Below are 19,384 nucleotides of genomic sequence, written 5' to 3'. Positions count from 1 at the left end.
GGACATGCGCCAAATCCTCACATCACAAGTCAGCGCCACCACGCCACACTTCGTGTATTTCCGCCGACGCACTTCGCCCCTGCCGCAGCAAATTGAACGCGAAAGGAATAATCGAACGCCCATGCGCGTTATGATCGATCGTGACGCCAGAATGGCCGCGACAACGGTAGATCACGCACGATGGAGCACGCTTACGTCCACCTTTTGCATCTGCTTGCCGGCCACTCGGCATGGATGCTCGCGGTCGTCTTTCTGGCGGCGTTCCTCGAAGCGATTGCTGTCATCGGCACGTTCATTCCCGGCAGCACCGCGATGTTCCTGGCCGGTGCGCTGACCGGCACCGGCTCGCTGAGTCTCGGCTGGGTCTTCGTGTGGGCCATCGTGGGCGCGATCGCCGGCGACGGCATGAGCTTCTGGCTCGGCGGCCGCTACAAGGAACGGATCGTCCAGATGTGGCCGTTCAGCAGGCATCCCGAAGTGCTGGAAGCCGGTCATCGCTTCTTCCGCAAACACGGTGCGAAAAGCGTCGTGCTCGCGCGTTTCATCGGACCGTTGCGGGCCATCGTGCCGGTGGTCGCGGGCATGCTCGGCATGCCGCCGGTCCGCTTCTACGCGATGAACGTGGTGTCGGCGCTGCTGTGGGCGCCCGCCCATATTCTGCCGGGCGTGGTCTTCGGCGCGTCGGTGCTGCTCGCGGGCGCGGTGTCGTTCCGGCTCGTCGTGATCCTCGCGCTGCTGGTGTGCATCGTCTGGCTGAGTTTTCGCGGCGCGGGCTTCCTGCTGTCGCACGCCAATGCGTGGTCGAGCGCGGTGGGCCGCCATCTTGGCAGCTGGGCCTGCCGGCACCCAGGCCCGTTCGGCCGCGCTGCGCGCAGAATGCTCGACCCCGACACGCCGGACGCCACTCACATACTCGTGACCTCGGTGGTCGTGCTGGTGGCCGGGGCGCTCTTTTTCGGCGTGCTCGACGACGTCGTGAGCGGCGATCCACTGACCACCGTCGACCTCTCCGTCTACCACTTCCTGCAATCGGTGCGCACACCGTGGGGCGACACCGTGCTCGCGAGCCTGGCGACGCTCGGCAGCGGCATCACGCTGACGGCGCTGATCGTCACCGTGGTCGTGTGGATGATGCTGGAGCGGCGCTGGCGCACCATCGGTTACTGGCTCGCGGCGGTCGTGTTTTCCCAATTGCTGATCCTCGGCTTGCAACTGGCGATGCATCGCGCGCCGCCCAACGAACTGATGACCGCGCATTACGTGTTTCCGAGCAATCACGTCGCCGCGACCGTCATCGTGTACGGCTTCCTCGCGTTCCTGCTCGGACGCCGTGTCGGCAAGCTGGAGGGCGTGCTGGTGGCGGCGGCGAGCACAATCGTCGTGATCGTGGTCGCACTGGCGGGCGTGTACTTCGGCCGCTACTGGGTGTCCGACGCGATCGGCGGCGCCGCGCTCGCGTACATCTGGGTGGCAATCGTCGCGCTGACGGCCATGTGGCGGCACCCCGAAGCGCCGCCCGCGCGCACCTTCATGCCGGTCGTCGTGCTGGCGGTCGTGGTGCTCAGCGTGGTGGTGCAGCTTGGCGTGAACCTGCCCGCGCCGCCGCCCGACACGTCGCCCGCGCCGCCGCCCACGCTGCTGTCGCAATCGGAGTGGACGCTGTCGGCGTGGCAGCGGCTGCCGTGTTATCGCTCGGACATGGGCGGCGATCATCGAGAGCCGCTGTCGCTGCAATGGGCCGCGGAGCCGTCGTCGATCCGCGGACAACTGCGCGCGCGCGGCTGGATCGAGGGCACCGACGTGTCCGCGCACAGCCTGCTCTCGCTCGCGTCGCCCGATGTCGCGGCGGTGTCGCTGCCGGTGCTGCCCAAGCTGAACAACGGCGTGCCGTCGTCGCTGGTCTTCATGCGTCCCGGCGACACCCGCGCCGAACGCGACGTACTGCGCTTCTGGCCGAGCGGCTACGCGGTGAAGAACGGCGTCTCGGCGACGCCGCTATGGGTCGGCAGTTTCGCGCACGAGCGCCTGTCGCGCCCGACGTGGCCGCTCAACATTCTGCGGGTCGACCGGGCCGTAGGTGCGTTCGACGCCCATCCGAAATCCCACGGCGGTCTCGGCGCGGAAGTGCTCGCCAAAGTGGACTGCCACGGCGTGCCGGTATCGCTGCTCGCGGCGCCCATGGAATGAGCGTTATGCCACCAAGCGCCCGTTTGCTGTATCCGCAGACAAATCGCTATCCGTTCAAGCAGTTAGGATGATTCACGAGGAGTTGTCCACAAGGATATGAACATTTTCTGTGGATAAGCCTGGCAATACGAAAGCATTTTTTCGACGGTATACGTGACGTTTACCTCCCGCCTGGTCAACAAAAAAGCACCCGCTCGTGTCGGGTACCTAATAGTTAGAAGCCCCCAACGCTCAAGCCATCTCCCCGTCAGTTTGTCGCCATCTTCGCTCTGTATGCTGCTTGAATCAGTGCGATGAACCGGAGAGAAACATGGCGTCTTTCCCGCTTTTCGTGGTTGGTTCTCCGAGGTCGGGCACGACCTTTCTGTGCTCAGTCCTGAACATGCATCCGCTGATCCAGTTGACCAACGAGTGCCGCGTGTTCGCACTGCTCAAGGACACGCTGGAGGTCGGCAGCCATCGGCCGGATCTGCTCAGTCCGGTTTGCCGCGATCGCCTGATCGGCTACGGCAAGCGCACGTTCGGCGCGTGGGTCGAGCGCTTCTATCGCGAGGAACTGGAGATCACCGCGCCGATCTGGGGCGACAAGCACCCTTCCTATGCGGACCCCACCGTGTTGTCCGGGCGCGCCGGCTCGGTCGAACATCTGCCGCGCTCCGGCTCCTGTCTGCGGATGATTCGCGAGATGCTGCCGCAAGCGCGCTTCATCCACATTCATCGCGATCCGCGCCAGGTCGCCAACTCGCTGCTGCACAAGCACTGGATCGGCTCGATCGACGACGGCGTGCGTGTATGGGGGCAATACGTGAGCGAGATCCTCGACTTCTTCGACGAACTCCCGCAGCCATCCGGTCTGACGATTCCGTATCGCGGACTGATCGAGGAACCGGCTATGACGAGCGCAAGCATCGGCCGCTTTCTCGACCTCGCGGATGCGTCGCCGATCAGCGACTTCCTCGTCTCGCAGCGGCACGCGCCGACGCCGTTCAGCGATCCCGTGACCGATATCGCCGATCTCTACGTGGTCCCGAGTCAACCGGCGGGCGACGACAAGCTGCTGGCACTGGCCGGGCGCGCCGCGACGCACCTTGGCTATGCAGCGGCGTAGCCGGTCGGCATAAAAGAGCCCGTGCGCTCACCGTGAACGCGTAACGCCGCAGACCTTAAAAGTTGTCCACGTCGATCACCGCCTGAGCAAATGCCTGCGGCGCTTCCTGCGGCAGGTTGTGGCCAATCCCGCCTTTAACCGTCCGGTGCGCGTACTTGCCGGTGAACTTCGCCGCATAGCTCGCCGGTTCGGGATGCGGTGCGCCGTTGGCGTCGCCTTCCAGCGTAATGGTCGGCACGCCGATCGCAGGCGCACCCGCGAGCCGTTTCTCCAGCGGATCGTATTTCGACTCGCCTTCTGCGAGGCCGAGCCGCCAGCGATAGTTGTGAATCACCACCGCCACGTGATCGGGATTGTTGAGCGCGTCGGCGGAACGGTCGAACGTGATGTCGTCGAAGTTCCATTTCGGTGACGCGTTCTGCCAGATCAGCTTCGCAAAGTCGTGCCGGTCGGCCTGATAGCCGAGCCGCCCGCGCTCGGTGGCGAAATAGAACTGATACCACCACGACCATTCCGCTTTCGGCGACAACGGCGTGGCGCCCGCGGCCGGATTGCCGATCAGATAGCCGCTGACCGCGACCAGCGCCTTGCAGCGCTCAGGCCACAACGCCGCGATGATGTTCGCGGTCCGGCCGCCCCAGTCGTAGCCGCCGAGCACGGCTTTCTCGATATGCAGCGCGTCCATCAGCGCGACGATATCGACGGCGACGACCGACTGCTGTCCATTGCGCATCGTCTCGCCGGAGAGAAAGCGGGTGGTGCCGTAGCCGCGCAAAAACGGCACGATCACGCGATAACCCGCCGACGCAAGCACCGGCGCGACATCGGCGAATGCGTGAATGTCGTACGGCCAGCCGTGCAAAAGAATCACGACGGGGCCGTTAACCGGTCCCTGTTCCGCGTAGCCGACGTTCAGCAAGCCGGCGTCGATCTGTTTGAGCGGCCCGAGCGACGTGTGCGCACCCGCCACCGCACCGGCCGCGTTCGCCGCTTTACCCTGACTGGACTGCGCGTTCGCGGACCCGATCACACCGGCCTGCGCGGCGGCCAGCGAGATGGCCGCCGCGCCGAGAAAACCGCGTCTGCGGGAATCGATTTGCTCCGACATGTGTCCCCCTTCAATTCAAGCGAATTCAGTTTGCATCGAATGCGACCCGGTGAAGCCACCGGGTCTTTTGAACCCGCCATCTTAAGGGGACGATGGGGTTGGGGCCATGAGCCCGGCATAAAGCGTCGGCATAAAAAAGGGCGGCCATTCAGGCCGCCCTCGTACTGGCTACATCAACTGTCGCTCGCGATCAGTTCGCGGCGATTTTCGCCCGCACCTTCGCGACCTGGTCCGCGGTCACCACCGCGCCCTGATTGCCCCAGCTCGAGCGAATGAAGGTCGCAAGCTGCGCGACGTCTTCATCGTCGTAACGCCAGCCGAAGCCGGGCATGGCGAGCGGCGAAGGCGCCGATTCGGTGGACGGCAAACGCGCGCCGCCCAGAATCACGGCAAGCAGCGAGTCCGGGTTCGCCTGCGTCGCCATCGGGTTGTTCACCAGCGATGGAAACACCCGCGTCGCGCCCTGCCCGTTCACCCGGTGGCATGCCGAGCAGCTATCGATATAGATGCTCGCGCCGCGCCCGGTTGCCTGTCCGGCCAGGATCGCCTTCACCGTGGAGTCGTCCGCGTGGAACGAGGCGGGTTGATCCGCTGCGCCCAAACTCTTCAGATACACGGCGATCGAAGCCAGATCGGCGTCGCTCAGATACTGCGTGCTGTTCTCCACGACCTCGCCCATCGGACCCGACACCGACGAATGCGGATTACGCCCCGTCTTCAGCGACGCGACGATATCCTCGTTCGACCAGCTCACCAGACCGCCGGTCGCCGCCGAACGCAGATTGATCGGCGCGGTGCCGTCGAGCGACGAACCGGACAGATAGACGTCCGTCTTGCCGCTCAGGTCCTTCTCCTCGAACCCGGCGCCGCGCGGCGTGTGGCACGCGCCGCAGTGCGCGAGGCCCTGCACCAGATACGCACCGCGATTCCACTCGACGCTCTTCGACGTATCGGCGACATAGCGCGTGTCGTCGTGGAATACACGGCTCCAGTACGCGAGCGGCCAGCGCACGCTCAGCGGCCAGACGATGTCGGAAGCGCGATTGGCTTGCGCCGAAGCCGGCACCTTCGACGTGAAATACGCGTACAGGTCCAGCAAATCGGCGTCCGACACCTTCGCGTACGACGTGAACGGCATCGCCGGGTAAAGACGCGCGCCGTCTTTTCGGACGCCTTCACGCACGGCCAGCGCGAACTGTTCGAACGTATAGCCGCCAATCCCGTTCTGCTGATCCGGCGTGATATTGGTCGAATAGATGCGCCCCACCGGTGTATCGAACGGCAAGCCGCCCGCGAACGGCGCACCGCCCTTCGCCGTGTGACACGCCACGCAGTCGCCCACTCGCGCCAGATACGCGCCGTGCACCGCGTCGCCCTGACGTGTCGTAAACGCGGGATTAACCGACGCCGACGGCTGCACCGACGCGAACGCCCACAGCGCCCCCACGGCCACCACTGCAACGACGGCCACACCCTTAATAGCTTTCCTCATTTTCTAGTCGCTCGCTCAGACCTGCACCATGGCGCCGGGGTTCTTCAGATATTGCGAGCGGATGTTGCTCGCAGCCCAGTAAGCGAGGCCGCCGACGAGACCCGTCGGGTTGTAGCCGATGCCATGCGCGAACGTATTCGCGCCGAGCACGAACAGGTTCGGCACGTCCCAGCTTTGCAGGTACTTGTTGACGACGCTCGTCTTCGGATCGGCGCCCATCGCCGTGCCGCCGCTGATGTGCGTGCTCTGGTAAGCGCGCGTGTCCCAGTGCGTGCCCGGTTTGAGAATGCGCCCCGAGATCGACTTCGGATTCATCGCGCGGCCGATTTCCATCATCTTGCCGGCGACGTATTCCGATGCCTTCAGGTCGTTTTCCTGCCAGTCGAGCGTGAGACGCAGCAACGGTGAACCGTATGCGTCGCGATAGTTCGGATCGAGATCGAGGAAGCACTGGCGGTAAGCCATGTTGCTGCATTGCGATTCGATACGGCCGGTGTGCAGGAAGTTATCCTTGACCGCCTGCTTCCACTCGGTGCCCCACTTCGGCGTGCCCTTCGGCAGCGGAATGCCGCGCACCGGACCATTGCCAGTCTGACGGCCCCAGATAATGCCGCCGCCGATAAAGCCAAGCTGGCTGTGATCGAAGTTGTCCGCGTTGAATTCTTCGATAGCCTGACCGCCGCCGCCCGCACCCATGAACTGGTTGATGTACACATCGTTGTCCCAGAACATGTTCACGCTGTTGAGCAACTGGTAGCAGAAGTTGCGGCCAACCACGCCTTCGTTCGTATCGGGATTGAACGGCTGGCCGATCTTCGACGTCAGCATCAGATGCACGTTGTGCAACTGGAATGCGGCGAGCACCACCATGTCGGCGGGCTGCTCGACTTCGTTGCCTTCCGCGTCGATATAGGTCACGCCGGTCGCGCGCTTGCCGCTCGCATCCGTATTGACCTTGATGACGTGCGAATTCACCCGCAATTCGAAATTCGGCTTGCGCATCAGCGCCGGGATGATCGCCGTTTGCGGCGATGCCTTCGAGTAGTTCAGGCAGCCGTAATCGCTGCAGAATCCGCAGAAATTGCACGGCCCGAGCTGGCAGCCGTATTCGTTGGTGTACGGTCCCGACGCATTGCCCGCCGGCAGTGCGAACGGTTTGTAGCCGAGGCCCTTCGCGGCGGTGGCGAACAGCTTGCCGGTGGAGTGATCGGCGAGCGGGGGCAGCGGGTATTCACCCGAGCGGCGTCCTTCGAACGGATTGCCGCCTTCAACCGGCTTGCCCTGGATATTGCCTGCCTTACCCGACGTTCCGCACACGCGCTCGAAACGATCGAAACTCGGCTCCAGTTCGTCGTAAGTAATCCCCCAGTCCTGCAGGTTCATGTCTTCGGGGATGAACTTCTCACCGTAGCGCTCGGTGATATGGCTCTTCATGCGCAGTTCGTCCGGCATCACGCGCGACTGCACGCCCGACCAGTGCGACCCCGCGCCGCCCACACCCTCGCCCGGTTTGAACGAGCCGATCTGACGGTACGGCACGGCCGTATCGTTCTTCGTATGGCGGTTCGTGACCGTGGTTTTCGCGAGGTTCTGCAACAGCGCCTGACGCGCTGAGTATTTGATTTCGTCGACGATCTGCGGATACGCGAAATCGGGCACCGTTTCGCGCGCGTCGCCGCGTTCGAGCGCGACCACGTTCAGACCTGCGTTCGCCAGTTCGATCGCCATGATCGAACCCGTCCAGCCGAAGCCGACGATCACCGCGTCGACCGGCTTCTTTTTAATGCTTGCCATCTTTCTTATCCTCGCTTGCCGTACAGGCTCACCGGTGCATACGGATAAGGTTTGGCCTCACCCACGAACTCCAGGTAATCGGCGCGCACGCCGGGGTAACCGATCATTTTCCACGCGGCCATGTCCTTGTTGCCGCCGTACGACGGGTCGCAGAAATAGCCTTCGTAGACGTTCTTCAGCAGGAAGCCGCTGAAGAAGCTTTTCAGCTTGAATCCTTCGACGTTCAACTTGCCGGACTCGATCTGCTTGAACATGTCGGTGCGTTGTTCGACCGTCAGATCGGCGAACACCTTGCCCGCGAAATGCTCGCGGCAATACGCGTTGATCGCGCGAATGCCGAGACGGTACTGCTCCTTCGGCGTGAGTTTCGACTGATAGCCGAATTCAGCTTCAGCGGGCAGGAACGGCCCCTGCATGTACCAGCGCGACGCGTCGCCATACGGCGTCTGCATCTGACGGTCGATGTATTGCGGCACGCCGAGTTCGACGGCGCCCGGACCGACGTGGTCCTTTGGAATCAGCACGTCACAGGCGGCGTTCACGAACGCCCATTCTTCCGGCGTGAAATAGCCCGGCGTGTAGTTTTCTACCGTGGGATGGTCGGGCGGCGGCAGGCCCGGCTTCTGCATTTGCGAGAGAGGCTGAACCACCGCGCTGGACACACCGACGACGGCTAACGGTGCCATCGCCAGCGAGCCCTTGAGAAAGCCGCGGCGGCTGCGATCGTTGGGGATCTTCATTTTTATAGGTCGAGTGGGGAAATAAAAACTCAGGCGAGCTTGAATACGTCGACGACGCCATGCAGGCTGCGCGACTGTTCATTGAGCGCCTGGGCGGCAGCGGTCGCCTGTTCGACGAGCGCGGCGTTCTGCTGCGTGATCGAATCCATCTGGCTGACGGCCGTGTCGACCTGCTCGATACCCGCGCGTTGCTGTTCGGCGGCCGCCGCGATTTCGTTGACGAGATCGGTCACCTGACGCACCGCGACCAGCACTTCCTGCATCGTGCGGCCCGCGTCCGCGACGAGTTCCGAGCCGACCGTCACCGTCTGCACCGACTCGGTGATCAGGTCCTTGATCTCCTTCGCCGCCGACGACGAACGTTGCGCGAGACTGCGCACTTCGGACGCGACCACCGCGAAGCCACGACCCTGTTCACCCGCGCGCGCGGCTTCGACCGCTGCATTCAGCGCGAGAATGTTGGTCTGGAAAGCGATGCCTTCGATAATGCCGGTGATGTCGGCGATCTTGCGCGAACTCGCGTCGATGCCGCCCATCGTGCCGACCACGCGCTCGACCACTTCGTTGCCGCGCGTCGCGACGAGGGAAGCGTTGTCGGCGAGCGAACTCGCGGTGCGTGCGCTGTCCGCATTCTGTTTGACGGTAGCGGTCAACTCGCTCATGCTCGCCGCCGTTTCTTCGAGCGAGGCGGCCTGCTCTTCGGTGCGCGACGAAAGATCCATCGTGCCCGACGCAATCTGCGCGGTCGCGGTGGCAATCGACTCGCTGCTGCCGCGCACCGCGCGCACCGTTTTTGCAAGGCTCGCCTGCATCTTCTCGACGCCGCGCAGCAGTGTGCCCATTTCGTCTTCGGCGATCACGTGGATACGGCGGCTCAGATCGCCTTCGGCAATCGCATCGAAATGATCGAGTGCCTGATTCAGCGGACTCATGATCGCGCGACGCAGCGCAAACCAGCTCAGGCCGGCCGCCAACACGCCGATCACGATCATCGCGATCGACACCGTGAAGAAGGTGCGGAAGTTCGATTCGGCTGCGTCGTAATTGTTTTTGGCGTTCGTGTAGAGCGCCTGCTTGACCTTCTCGTTGGCCGCGCTCATGTCGTTATAGAGCGAGCTCAGTTGCGTCATCGCGATCGTGTCGATCTGCGCGCGATCGTTCGCCTTGATCGCCGCGATGAACGCGGAGACCGCGCCGCGCATCGCCTTGCGGCGCTCGGTTGCGTCGCCGATCAGGCTGGCCTCGCTGGGTTCGTGCGGCTGATCGACGAACTTCTTCCACCAGTCGTCGGACTTGCCGAAGAAGCCGCTGGCGCGGTCGATCTGATCGGCGGTGTTCGGGTCGTCCGGATGCAGCGCGACTCGGTCCAGAACCAGGCGCGTGCGAGCGATGTAGATTTCCGCGTTGCCGATATTGGTCGCCGCGGTCAGCTTGTTTTCATACGTATCCTGGTTCGCGCGATTCGCCTGGCTCGTGCCGAGCAGACCGAGAACGCCGATAACCACCATCAGGATCGCAAGAAAACCCATCGTCAGCGCAATGCGCGCCTGCAGCGAAATCGCCGCTTTCCCAGCCTTCATTTTTCTCTCCGAGGATGTCGCTGTTCATCACAGCCCTGAGTCCTCGTTTACGGCAACTACTTAATTACCTTGAGAATGATTCTTGCGTTTGTTGAATTTATTGACGCAAAAGTCTGAATAGTTATGACTCTGGGCGCGAATGAGTAATTTTTACTACACATTCGCAGCTATTTAAGGTAAATATTGCCGATTATATCGGTATTAGCTAGCGCCGAAATGTTCGCAGCGCCTTCAACAATCGGTCGATCTCGGCCTCGGTAGTCAGATAGCTGACCGACGCTCGTGCGATTCTGGCGAGTCCTCGCGCTTCCATATCGAACGGCGTGTAGGCGACACCGTTGCCGCCAATCGTGACGCCCTGTTCTGCGAGGCTGCGCTGCACGTCGCTCGCATCGAGGCCCGCGAGGTTGAACGCCACCAGACCCGAGCGTTCGGCGCCGAGGTCGAGCACCGTCACACCCGGAATCTCCGCGAGTTGTTCACGCAGTCCCGCCGCAATCCGGTCGATCTGCGCGCGAATGTTGTCGACGCCGATCTCCAGTGCTTCGTGGAGCGCGTTGGCGAGACCGCAATGCAACGCATACGCCGCCTCGGACAATTCGAACCGCGCGGCATCTTCTCGCAGAACCGGCTCGCCGTGGGTATCAAGCGGCGCGGAATGTGTGTCGACCAATGCCGGGGTGAGGCGCGGCAGAAAATCCTTCCGCACATACAGAAGACCCGTGCCTCGCGGACCGCGCAGCGCCTTGCGGCCCGCGCCGCTCAGCACGTCGCAACCGAGGGCCACGACATCCACCGGCACTTGTCCGACTGCCTGCGCGGCATCGATGAAATAGGGAATGCCGTGCCGTCGCGCCACTTGCCCGATCGCCGCTGCGGGGTTGATCACGCCGCCGTTCGCGGGCAGCCACGTGAGCGAGATCAGGCGCACGCGGCCGTCGATCATCGATTCGAGCGCTTGAGGATCGGCTGCGCCGTCGGCATCGCACGGAATCACCTCGATCGATACGCCGTCACGCTTCGCCACCATCCGCATGGCGCTGAGATTGCCGCCCCACTCGTGCCGCCCGACCAGAATCCGGTCGCCCGCTTGCCACGGCCCCAACGCGGCAAACGCCGCGACCCAGCCGAACGAGTTGCCCGAGGTCAATGCGATCTCCGACGCTTGTGCATTGAACAGTTGTGCAGCAAGTTGCCGCGCCCGCCCGCTTTGCTCACGTCCGGCGAAACCGGCCTCCATCTGGCCCATCGTGGCTTCGCGCGCCAACTGCGCGTGAATCGCATCGAGTGTCGCCGACGACAGCAGCGAAGCGCCCGCGTGATTGAAGTGCGTGGTGGTTTGTGTGCCGGGCGTTTGCGCACGCAGCGCATCCACGGCGGTGGTCGAAAGTGCAGTAGACATGTTTTTTCCTGTCACGCGAATTCGTGCGAAGGGGGAACCAGTGAGATAACAGCATCGACTTCGACAGCGACGCCCGCAGGCAGCGCCGCGACGCCGACCGCACTTCGCGCATGCCGCCCGGCGTCGCCGAATACCTGAACCATCAGATCGGACGCACCGTTGGCCACCGCGCTCTGTCGATCAAAACCCGGCGCGCTGGCAATGAACACCGTAAGACGTACAACGCGTGCGACGCGATCCAGGCGGTCGCCGGTGGCCGCGGCGATTTGCGCAAGCACGCCGAGCGCCGACAGTCGTGCGGCCTCGATGCCTTCGTCATCTGACAGATTGTCGCCCAATCGGCCCAGATAGGCAGGCGCCCCGCCCTTGCGCGAAATCTGTCCGGAAATATGCAGGAGATGGTGATCCTGGACGAACGGGACGTAATTGGCGGCAGCCGACGCGGCGGGTTCGAGCGTGAGACCGAGACTGGCAACGCGGGCAGAGATCGAAGTGCTCATGATGGGGGTCGATGGGGGTCGATGGGGGTCGATTGGATTGGGGAAAATCGATCCTATTCGTTCGGGCATGCGCTGACCAATCAATTCTTGCCTGCGACAGATGAGCCAGATTCATGCGTGGCATCGAATGCGTCCTGCCGCGCCGCATCGGCGAGCCAGTCGCGAAACGCGGCGGCTGCATCGCTCAGACTGCCCTTTGGCGTCACGAACCACCAGCCGATGCGGGCGTCGTCCAGTATCGCCTCGGGCAGCGCCGGCACGAGTTCGCCGCTCGCCAGATGACGCCCGATCAGACGATGCCGGCCCATCGCTACACCCTGCCCGTCGAGCGCTGCCTCCACCACGATGTTGTAGTCGTGCAGTTGCACCATCTGCGTCTGACCGAGATCGACGTCGAAACGTCGCGCCCACGCATCCCATTCGAACGAGTGCTTCGAATACGAGGTGAGAAGCGGAAAGCGCAATACGTCCTGCGGCTTTCGCAAACGATTCTTTCCCGTGACAAGCGACGGCGCGCACACCAGCGACAGACGCTCGGGCATCAACCGTTGTGCATGGACGCCAGCCCAGCCGCCGCGGCCGTAGCGAATCGCCACGTCGACCTCACCGGCCGTGACGTCGGCGAGCGCGATCTCGGGCCGCAATTGCAGCGCGATGTCTGGATAGGCCGCGGAGAACGCACGCAGTCGCGGCGCCAGCCAGCGGGTAGCGAACGAAGCGAGCAAGCCGACCGTCAATGTGGCTTTTTCCCGCGGCCGCGAGCGGATCTGCTCAGTGCCTAGCCGAAGAAGTTCGAATGCGTCCCGCACCTTTGCGTAATAAGCCTCGCCGTGCGAGGTGAGTGCAACAGCGCGCGTACGACGCTCGAACAATGCGACGCCCAGATCGGCTTCCAGCTTCTGGATGTGATGACTGACTGCGCTTTGCGTGACGAAAAGCTCTTGCGCCGCCTGGCTGAAACTCATTCGCCTCGCGGCGGCTTCGAAAGCGCGTAAGGACAACAGCGGCGGCAATGGGCGGGACAGGCTCATCGGAAGTAGCGGTGCGAAAGATGGATCTTATGACGCCTTTGGCGAGCTTATACGCAGTTATAGCGGCGGCCGATCCAATTCAGCCCATAGCCGCACAGAAGGCCTCTCAAACTGACGTGTCGCATATTCCGCCAACCGTGCAGGCACCGGATCGCCATGCATGACAAGGCGATTCAGCATGACCGCGAGATCCGTATCGGCGATACACCACTCTCCAAACAGATTGGGCGAACCAGCAGGAAGCAACGCCTCTGCCGCAGAGAACAATTTCTGGGCCGCTGCATTCGCCGCAGCGGAAAGCGGCGCGCCGCGCACGCCATAAAACACGACCTGAGTCGAGCGCTCTTCCCGAATGGGCATCAGATCGCTACGCAACCACGCCTGCACCTGACGTGCTCTCGCGCGCAGCAATCTGTCTTGCGGATAGACGCGCGTCTGCGGAAAGGCTTCTTCAAGGTACTCGGTAATCGCCGACGATTCCGACAACGCGAAGTCTCCTTGCACGAGCGTCGGCACTCGCTGCGTCAGCGACGTGGCGGCGTAGCCGGCTTCTTTATTGGCATGACTGTCGAGGTCGACAGTAGAGAGATCGAACGGCAGATTCTTTTCGTGAAGGGTCACGAAAACCGACATCGCGTAAGGGCTCGTGAATTGAGCGTCGGCATAAAGATGGAAACGGCTTTCCTGCAAGATGCTCTCCACTTTGGTTGAGTTCTTGCATAGCCTACCTGAAAACCCGTCTGTGATTTCTTCGCACGAGCAATAGAAAGACAGTTCCTAATAGCGCTCTTTATAGACGCACCGTCTTTGATGCGTCTATAAAGAGTGGCTCGCAACGCGCAATGGTCGATGACCACGGCGCGTTGCGAGGCGAGAGCTTATCGGCGGCGAATCAATAGAACGACAATGCCCAGCACGATCAGTGCCGCAAGCGCCATTCCGATTCGCGCGATCATGATCAGCGGCGATGCTTCGCCGCCCTTGCGCAAGGTCGCCACCTGCTGCACCGTGACTGATGCGTCCGGGTTTCCATACTGCTTGAGCAGATAGTTACCGAGTGTCGCGATCTGCTGATCGGAGAGCAGATGGCCGAAGGCCGGCATCAGCACATCAGGCGCACTGTCCTGCCGATGCACGCCCTCGCGCATCACCATCACGAGGTTATTCGTGTTCGCATGACCCAGCGCCGTGTTATGAAACAGCGACGGCAGACCCGGTCCGTCGATGCCTTGCCCCGCCCCTTCGCCATGCGCCTGGTGACAGCTTGCGCAATAGGCGTCGTAAATCTGCGGACCGCTCATCTGGTTCGCGTCGGCGGCCAACGGCACACCGCGAATCTCGTCGAGACTCGATTTTGCGGCGCCCCATGTGTCGGCGGCCTGACGGTCAGCGGCGTTGTGAACCGGCGCTGCGGACTTCAGATAAACCGCCATCGCGTGCAGATCGCTGTCGCTCAGATGCTGGAAGCTGTTGTCCACCGCTTCGGCCATCGGACCCGCTGCCTGTGCCCGGCCCACGACGTGACCGGTGCGCAGATAAGCGGCGATCTCGTCTTCGCTCCACGAACCGATCCCGCTGGTCGCGTCGGACGACACGTTCGGCGCATACCATGTACCGACCACGCTGCCGCCCAGACTTGCCGACGTATCTTCGGCCATCAACGCGTTACGCGGCGTATGACAGGTGCTGCAATGCGCGAGCCCTTGCACCAGATACGCACCGCGATTCCACTCGACGCTCTTCGCCGGATCAGCCTTGAACGGCTGACGATCGAGGAACAGCAGGTTCCACGCGGCCATCGACAGACGCACGTTGAACGGGAACGGCAAGTCGGTCGGCGGCGGCGACGTATCGACCGGCGCGACGCCCTGCATGAAGTACGCGTAGAGCGCCTTCACGTCGTCGTCGCTGACCTTGGCGTACGACGTATACGGCATGGCCGGATACAGATGCTGACCATCCGCACGCACACCTTGTCGCAACGCCGCGCTGAATTGATCTAGCGTGTAGTTGCCGATACCGTTGGTCTTCGACGGCGTGATGTTGGTGGAGACGATCTCGCCGAGCGGCGTCGCCAGTGGCAGGCCGCCCGCGAACGGCTTGCCTTGCGGTGCGCTGTGGCACGCGATGCAGTCGCCCGCCTTCGCGAGATATTCGCCACGCTTGACGAGGTCGCCCTCGTCCGCGTGAACCCCGGCCATGAGGCCGACCGACGCGAACAAGGCCGCGCACAAATGGCGTTTGAACGCCATGAACGGAAAATAAGTCATCTTCAGGCGTTTGCGTGGATATGATCGGCCGAACGAAGCGCAAGCGCTACAGCGGTGAGTGTCGAGTTGACCGTGGCGGCCGTCGGCATCACGCCGGTGCTCGCGATATACAGGTTCTCGTGATCGTGCGCGCGCCCGAATGCGTCGACGACCGAGTTCTTCGGATCGTGACCCATGCTCATCGTGCCGGTGATGTGCTGGTTGTTGCCATACACGCCGTCCGGGCTGTAACGCAGATTCGTGCCGCCCATCAGCTTCGCGATACGCGTGTACTCGTCGCGTGCCGCCGCCATGCCCTTGTGCACGTAGTCGTTCATCGCGTAGTGCATTTGCGGTGTCGGAATGCCAAGCGCGTCTTTGCGATCGCTGAGTGTCACGCGATTATTCGGATCCGGCAGGATCTCCAGCACGTTCTTCAAACTGCACTGGCGTGCCGCGTGATAACGGATCTGCTGTTCGAGTTCTTCGCCATAGACACCCTTCGCAATCAGTGCCTGCGTGACCGACGCCACTTGCGACGCGTTCGAAATGTCGATCCGGAACGCCGCATGTTCGGAACGGAATGCACCGTCGCGCAGCGCGTTGATCGAACTCGGGCTCATCGGGCCACGGCCCGGCCACAGTTCTTCTTCGGCATCGAACACGAGACCGTTGCTCGGGTGATCCATCAGATGACGGCCCACCATGTCCGAGTTGTTCGCGAGACCGTTCTTGAATTTGTCGCTTGCCGACAGCAGCAACAGCTTCGGACTTTCGATACCGTTCGCCGCAAGAATGAAGGTCTTGCCCGTCACGCGGTGCGAGACCTTGTTCGGATCGTAGTAATGCACCGCGACGATACGGCCGCTTGCATCGTGTTCGATGCGATACACCACCGCGTTTTCGACCAGCTTCGCGCCGGCTTTTTCGGCTGCCTCAGCAGCGAGACCCCCGTGATATTGCGCGTCGATCGGGCAGATCGGCATGCAGTTGTTATTGCCGCAGCACGCCGGACGGCCATCGTAGTTGCGGCTGTTACGTGCAGTCGTATTGGTGATGACGTCATAACCGCCAGGTGCGAGACGTTCACGAAAACGCTGCTCCAGATACGACTCCGCAACCGGTTGCATCGGGAACGGTTTCGAACGCGGCGAACCGTTGTTCGGCGCACCCGACACGCCCATCTTCACTTCCGCTTCGTAATAGAAGGGTTCGAGGTCTTCGTACGAAATCGGCCAGTCGCGACCCACGCCGTATTGCGTTTGCAGACGGAAGTCGTTCGGCAGCAGACGCCACGCTTGCGCGGCCCAATGCCAGGTCGTGCCGCCGACCATGCGGATGTATTCCGCCTTGTACGGATACGGCCCGGCCTGCACGAGATAATCGTTATCGACAGGTTGATAAACCGGATGCGGCGCCCACGACGAAAACGGATAAGGCGACATGAAGTCACCCTTGCGCGGGGAATTACGGAAGTTCGAGACGATGCGGCCGCGATCCACGCGCGGACCCGCTTCGAGAATCAATACAGACGCGCCTTGCGACACGAGACGATGGGCCGCGAGAGAACCGACGATACCCGAGCCGATAACAACGATATCGGCTGACAACTGCTCAGACATGCTTTGTTCCTTGAATTACCGATGAAGCGTCAGGCTGCCGAGAGGGGATTACGGCCCCAACTTCCATAGGGACCGTAGGCGTAGCTCGGCGGCTTCAACCGGTCGGACACCACGACATTCATCAAACTGGTTTCGTAGGTCACGCAACGCGCGGCCGGACCCGAGCCGACCACGCCGACATACCAGGCGGTCGCAATTTGACGAGGCAGTTTGGCGAACGGGACATTCGCGGCATCGAGAGAAGCCTGCAATTGCTTTTCCGCGGACGGATTCGCTGCGATGAACGCGGCGAGCGCGGTCAATTGCGTGGCAAACGAAGGAACCGTCGCAACAAGGCCGGCATAAAGCCGGTTTGCCTGAACAGCGTCGAGCGTGGCGCGCCCCGTGATCGCACGCGACACCATCAAAAACGCTTCGGGCGCGGCAGCGGTTTCAGGAACAACTGTTTGTGCGTTGGCGAGAGGCCAGGGAATAAAAGAACTGGCGTAGCTGGCCAATATGCTGGCCAGCAGTAAGCGCCGGCCGGAATTCGGCACGGAGCGGCCCGTATCGGGCTCGTGGGGATGAGTCATTTTGTAATGTTAAGTCCAGATCTACCGAGGCTGATAAATGCTGCTTCTTTTATCAGCATGCTTACCAATTATAACTCGACAGGCGCAAGTTCTGGTTTTGGCACGTAGATCCGGACCGGCCATTACCTGTTCGACGATGCCGGAAAGCGGCCTTTTTTAAGCCCTTTTCTGCTTGAACGGATTGTTCCTTGCAACGATGTTTCGCTGGCCGCCGGGTAACAATTCTTTCAGTTTAATAACACACGTTCAATTGGCGGACGCGCGAAACGCCCGCAGAAATAGCGCGAGCCCGTTTCAACCGACATGCAGAGAATCATCGGCATGCAGGCTGGCAGCCGCCTCGATGATCGAAATGAAGTCCGCCGATTTGAGCGACGCGCCGCCAATCAGACCACCGTCGATCCCGTCGCAATCGAGCAGCGCACTTGCGTTATCCGGCTTGATGCTGCCGCCATACAGAATCCGCAGCTTGTCCAGACCCGCATCGTATTCGCGCAGAACACTGCGCAATCCAGCATGCGTGGCCTGCGCTTCGTCGACAGATGCGCTGCGGCCCGTTCCGATCGCCCATACCGGCTCGTACGCGATGACGATTTTCTTCGCGTCGTCGACGGAAATTGCTTCGAGCACGGCGGCGAGTTGTGCGCGAACCACTGCGTCGGTTGCGCCCGCTTCGCGTTCCGCCAGCGTTTCGCCAACGCACACGACCGGTACCAGTCCGGCGACCAGTGCCTGACGCGCCTTCTCGCCGACCACCAACGCCGTTTCTCCGTGATTCGCCCGCCGCTCCGAATGTCCGACGATTGCGAATGTTGCCTGAAACCCGGCGACCATCGCGGCGGAAATCTCGCCGGTGAACGCGCCTTGCACATGCGCGGAGACATCCTGCACGCCCCACGCAACCGCACTGCCCTGCAACGCGGAACGGGCCTGCTCGACGAAAATGGCGGGCACGCACACGCCGACATCGACGTTGGTGTTTTCGCGGCTCATCCGTTCGCGAATTGCGGCGAGCAACGCGGCATTGGATTCAGTCGATCCGTGCATCTTCCAGTTACCCAAAATCAGCTTGCGTTGCATGCTTTCCTCTCATTGACCCGCGTCGCGCGCGCGATAGTCAGACCGCCCGCGTTGCAGCAAAAATTAAAAATTCGTGATACCTTACGCACCGTTCTGAAAAGAACAAGTTCTCGGGGCGGGGTGAAACTCCCCACCGGCGGTAATCGTGCGAAAAGCGCGTAGCCCGCGAGCGCTCAGTCACCATTCTTTGGTGCAGAGGTCAGCAGACCCGGTTAGATTCCGGGGCCGACGGTCATAGTCCGGATGAAAGAGAACGGGACGGCCTGCGCTCGTCGCGACAGCGATATAGCGGGAAAGGGCCGTCCTTCGCCCTGTTCACACCAACAGGCTGAAGTCCATGAATATCGCAACCTCACTCCATTCAGAAGCACACAACGGTTCGTCCAACGGTAGCCGCACACGCATCGCTTTCATTCAGGCATGCTGGCACCGCGATATCGTCGATCAATGCAAGATCTCGTTCGTCGAAGCAATGCAGGAGCGCGGCTATAGCGCCGACGATATCGACCTCTACGAAGTGGCCGGCGCATTCGAAATTCCGCTGCACGCCAAACGCCTCGCGCAAAGCGGACGTTATGCGGGCATCGTCGCCGCAGGCCTCGTCGTGGACGGTGGCATTTACCGGCACGAGTTCGTCGCTCAGGCCGTTATCAGCGGACTCATGCAGGTACAGCTCGAAACCAGCGTGCCGGTGTTTTCCGTCGTGCTGACGCCGCACCACTTCCACGGCGAAGAACACGCGAAATACTTCAAGGAGCACTTCCTGGTGAAGGGTGCCGAAGCGGCTCACGCCTGCGCAGACACGGTTCGCAAATTCGCGGCGTTGCCGGTTGCGTGATACCGCGTTGAAACTGCACTGAAGTCACGTTGAAGTAGTCACACACGGCGCCAGTATGCGGGTGGAAAAATGTTTTTCATC

The 19,384-nt window shown here is 62.1% G+C and carries 16 protein-coding genes and 1 riboswitch; of the genes, 3 read left to right on the top strand and 13 right to left on the bottom strand.

The features are described from left to right. The first annotated feature begins 180 nt into the window (after nt 1-180). Both BLS41_RS19980 and BLS41_RS19975 read left to right on the top strand, forming a co-directional pair. A complete protein-coding gene (locus BLS41_RS19980; RefSeq protein ID WP_074767964.1) occupies nt 181-2,187 on the top strand; it encodes a bifunctional DedA family/phosphatase PAP2 family protein in 2,007 nt (668 codons plus the stop codon). A gap of 310 nt (nt 2,188-2,497) precedes the next feature. Then, nucleotides 2,498-3,295, top strand: a complete 798-nt coding sequence (locus BLS41_RS19975) for a sulfotransferase family protein (protein ID WP_074767962.1) — start codon at nt 2,498-2,500, stop codon at nt 3,293-3,295. A gap of 55 nt (nt 3,296-3,350) precedes the next feature. On the opposite strand, the gene BLS41_RS19970 is transcribed toward BLS41_RS19975, so the two are convergent. From BLS41_RS19970 to tpiA, 13 genes are all read right to left on the bottom strand, one after another. Further along, nucleotides 3,351-4,403, bottom strand: a complete 1,053-nt coding sequence (locus tag BLS41_RS19970; protein ID WP_074767960.1) for an alpha/beta fold hydrolase — start codon at nt 4,401-4,403, stop codon at nt 3,351-3,353. A gap of 190 nt (nt 4,404-4,593) precedes the next feature. Next, nucleotides 4,594-5,895, bottom strand: a complete 1,302-nt coding sequence (locus BLS41_RS19965) for a c-type cytochrome (protein ID WP_074767958.1) — start codon at nt 5,893-5,895, stop codon at nt 4,594-4,596. A 15-nt stretch (nt 5,896-5,910) separates the two neighbouring features. Further along, entirely contained in the window at nt 5,911-7,689 is a 1,779-nt protein-coding gene (locus BLS41_RS19960) for a GMC family oxidoreductase (RefSeq protein WP_074767956.1), read from the bottom strand. A 5-nt stretch (nt 7,690-7,694) separates the two neighbouring features. Continuing rightward, nucleotides 7,695-8,429 carry a gluconate 2-dehydrogenase subunit 3 family protein gene (locus tag BLS41_RS19955; RefSeq protein ID WP_074767954.1) on the bottom strand — a complete coding sequence of 245 codons (735 nt, stop codon included), beginning with the start codon at nt 8,427-8,429 and terminating at the stop codon, nt 7,695-7,697. A gap of 29 nt (nt 8,430-8,458) precedes the next feature. Beyond that, entirely contained in the window at nt 8,459-10,009 is a 1,551-nt protein-coding gene (locus BLS41_RS19950; protein ID WP_074767952.1) for a methyl-accepting chemotaxis protein, read from the bottom strand. 205 nt (nt 10,010-10,214) lie between these two features. Beyond that, the gene (locus BLS41_RS19945; protein WP_074767950.1) at nt 10,215-11,411 is read right to left on the bottom strand and encodes an aminotransferase class V-fold PLP-dependent enzyme; all 1,197 of its coding nucleotides are present in this window, start codon (nt 11,409-11,411) and stop codon (nt 10,215-10,217) included. Nucleotides 11,412-11,422: 11 nt separating this feature from the next. Then, the gene (locus tag BLS41_RS19940) at nt 11,423-11,911 is read right to left on the bottom strand and encodes a RidA family protein (protein WP_074767948.1); all 489 of its coding nucleotides are present in this window, start codon (nt 11,909-11,911) and stop codon (nt 11,423-11,425) included. 80 nt (nt 11,912-11,991) lie between these two features. Beyond that, nucleotides 11,992-12,942, bottom strand: a complete 951-nt coding sequence (gene gcvA / locus BLS41_RS19935; RefSeq protein WP_074767946.1) for a transcriptional regulator GcvA — start codon at nt 12,940-12,942, stop codon at nt 11,992-11,994. A 57-nt stretch (nt 12,943-12,999) separates the two neighbouring features. Then, entirely contained in the window at nt 13,000-13,632 is a 633-nt protein-coding gene (yfcF, locus tag BLS41_RS19930) for a glutathione transferase (protein WP_074767943.1), read from the bottom strand. Between the two features lie 188 nt (nt 13,633-13,820). Continuing rightward, a complete protein-coding gene (locus BLS41_RS19925; protein ID WP_253189721.1) occupies nt 13,821-15,212 on the bottom strand; it encodes a cytochrome c in 1,392 nt (463 codons plus the stop codon). Nucleotides 15,213-15,214: 2 nt separating this feature from the next. Then, nucleotides 15,215-16,813 (bottom strand): GMC family oxidoreductase, encoded by a 1,599-nt coding sequence (locus BLS41_RS19920; protein WP_074767941.1) that lies wholly within the window; start codon nt 16,811-16,813, stop codon nt 15,215-15,217. A gap of 29 nt (nt 16,814-16,842) precedes the next feature. Further along, entirely contained in the window at nt 16,843-17,385 is a 543-nt protein-coding gene (locus BLS41_RS19915; protein ID WP_074767939.1) for a sugar dehydrogenase complex small subunit, read from the bottom strand. Between the two features lie 294 nt (nt 17,386-17,679). Continuing rightward, on the bottom strand, nt 17,680-18,465 hold the full coding sequence (gene tpiA / locus BLS41_RS19910; RefSeq protein ID WP_074767937.1) for a triose-phosphate isomerase: 786 nt from the start codon (nt 18,463-18,465) through the stop codon (nt 17,680-17,682). Nucleotides 18,466-18,567: 102 nt separating this feature from the next. Next, nucleotides 18,568-18,724: riboswitch (FMN riboswitch) on the top strand. A gap of 78 nt (nt 18,725-18,802) precedes the next feature. On the opposite strand from tpiA, the gene BLS41_RS19905 reads away from it, so the two are divergent. Continuing rightward, nucleotides 18,803-19,303 carry a 6,7-dimethyl-8-ribityllumazine synthase gene (locus tag BLS41_RS19905; RefSeq protein WP_083380029.1) on the top strand — a complete coding sequence of 167 codons (501 nt, stop codon included), beginning with the start codon at nt 18,803-18,805 and terminating at the stop codon, nt 19,301-19,303. The last annotated feature ends 81 nt before the right edge of the window (nt 19,304-19,384 follow it).

It is taken from the genome of Paraburkholderia fungorum (genome assembly GCF_900099835.1).
GTDB lineage: Bacteria > Pseudomonadota > Gammaproteobacteria > Burkholderiales > Burkholderiaceae > Paraburkholderia > Paraburkholderia fungorum_A.
This window is presented reverse-complemented; position numbering and strand designations above follow the sequence as displayed.

Bases quoted from the DNA above. Each gene is read 5' to 3' on its own strand.
- BLS41_RS19980 (WP_074767964.1), top strand. From the start codon at position 181: ATGGAGCACGCTTACGTCCACCTTTTGCATCTGCTTGCCGGCCACTCG.
- BLS41_RS19975 (WP_074767962.1), top strand. From the start codon at position 2,498: ATGGCGTCTTTCCCGCTTTTCGTGGTTGGTTCTCCGAGGTCGGGCACG.
- BLS41_RS19970 (WP_074767960.1), bottom strand. From the start codon at position 4,403: ATGTCGGAGCAAATCGATTCCCGCAGACGCGGTTTTCTCGGCGCGGCG.
- BLS41_RS19965 (WP_074767958.1), bottom strand. From the start codon at position 5,895: ATGAGGAAAGCTATTAAGGGTGTGGCCGTCGTTGCAGTGGTGGCCGTG.
- BLS41_RS19960 (WP_074767956.1), bottom strand. From the start codon at position 7,689: ATGGCAAGCATTAAAAAGAAGCCGGTCGACGCGGTGATCGTCGGCTTC.
- BLS41_RS19955 (WP_074767954.1), bottom strand. From the start codon at position 8,429: ATGAAGATCCCCAACGATCGCAGCCGCCGCGGCTTTCTCAAGGGCTCG.
- BLS41_RS19950 (WP_074767952.1), bottom strand. From the start codon at position 10,009: ATGAAGGCTGGGAAAGCGGCGATTTCGCTGCAGGCGCGCATTGCGCTG.
- BLS41_RS19945 (WP_074767950.1), bottom strand. From the start codon at position 11,411: ATGTCTACTGCACTTTCGACCACCGCCGTGGATGCGCTGCGTGCGCAA.
- BLS41_RS19940 (WP_074767948.1), bottom strand. From the start codon at position 11,911: ATGAGCACTTCGATCTCTGCCCGCGTTGCCAGTCTCGGTCTCACGCTC.
- gcvA (WP_074767946.1), bottom strand. From the start codon at position 12,942: ATGAGCCTGTCCCGCCCATTGCCGCCGCTGTTGTCCTTACGCGCTTTC.
- BLS41_RS19925 (WP_253189721.1), bottom strand. From the start codon at position 15,212: ATGACTTATTTTCCGTTCATGGCGTTCAAACGCCATTTGTGCGCGGCC.
- BLS41_RS19920 (WP_074767941.1), bottom strand. From the start codon at position 16,813: ATGTCTGAGCAGTTGTCAGCCGATATCGTTGTTATCGGCTCGGGTATC.
- BLS41_RS19915 (WP_074767939.1), bottom strand. From the start codon at position 17,385: ATGACTCATCCCCACGAGCCCGATACGGGCCGCTCCGTGCCGAATTCC.
- tpiA (WP_074767937.1), bottom strand. From the start codon at position 18,465: ATGCAACGCAAGCTGATTTTGGGTAACTGGAAGATGCACGGATCGACT.
- BLS41_RS19905 (WP_083380029.1), top strand. From the start codon at position 18,803: ATGAATATCGCAACCTCACTCCATTCAGAAGCACACAACGGTTCGTCC.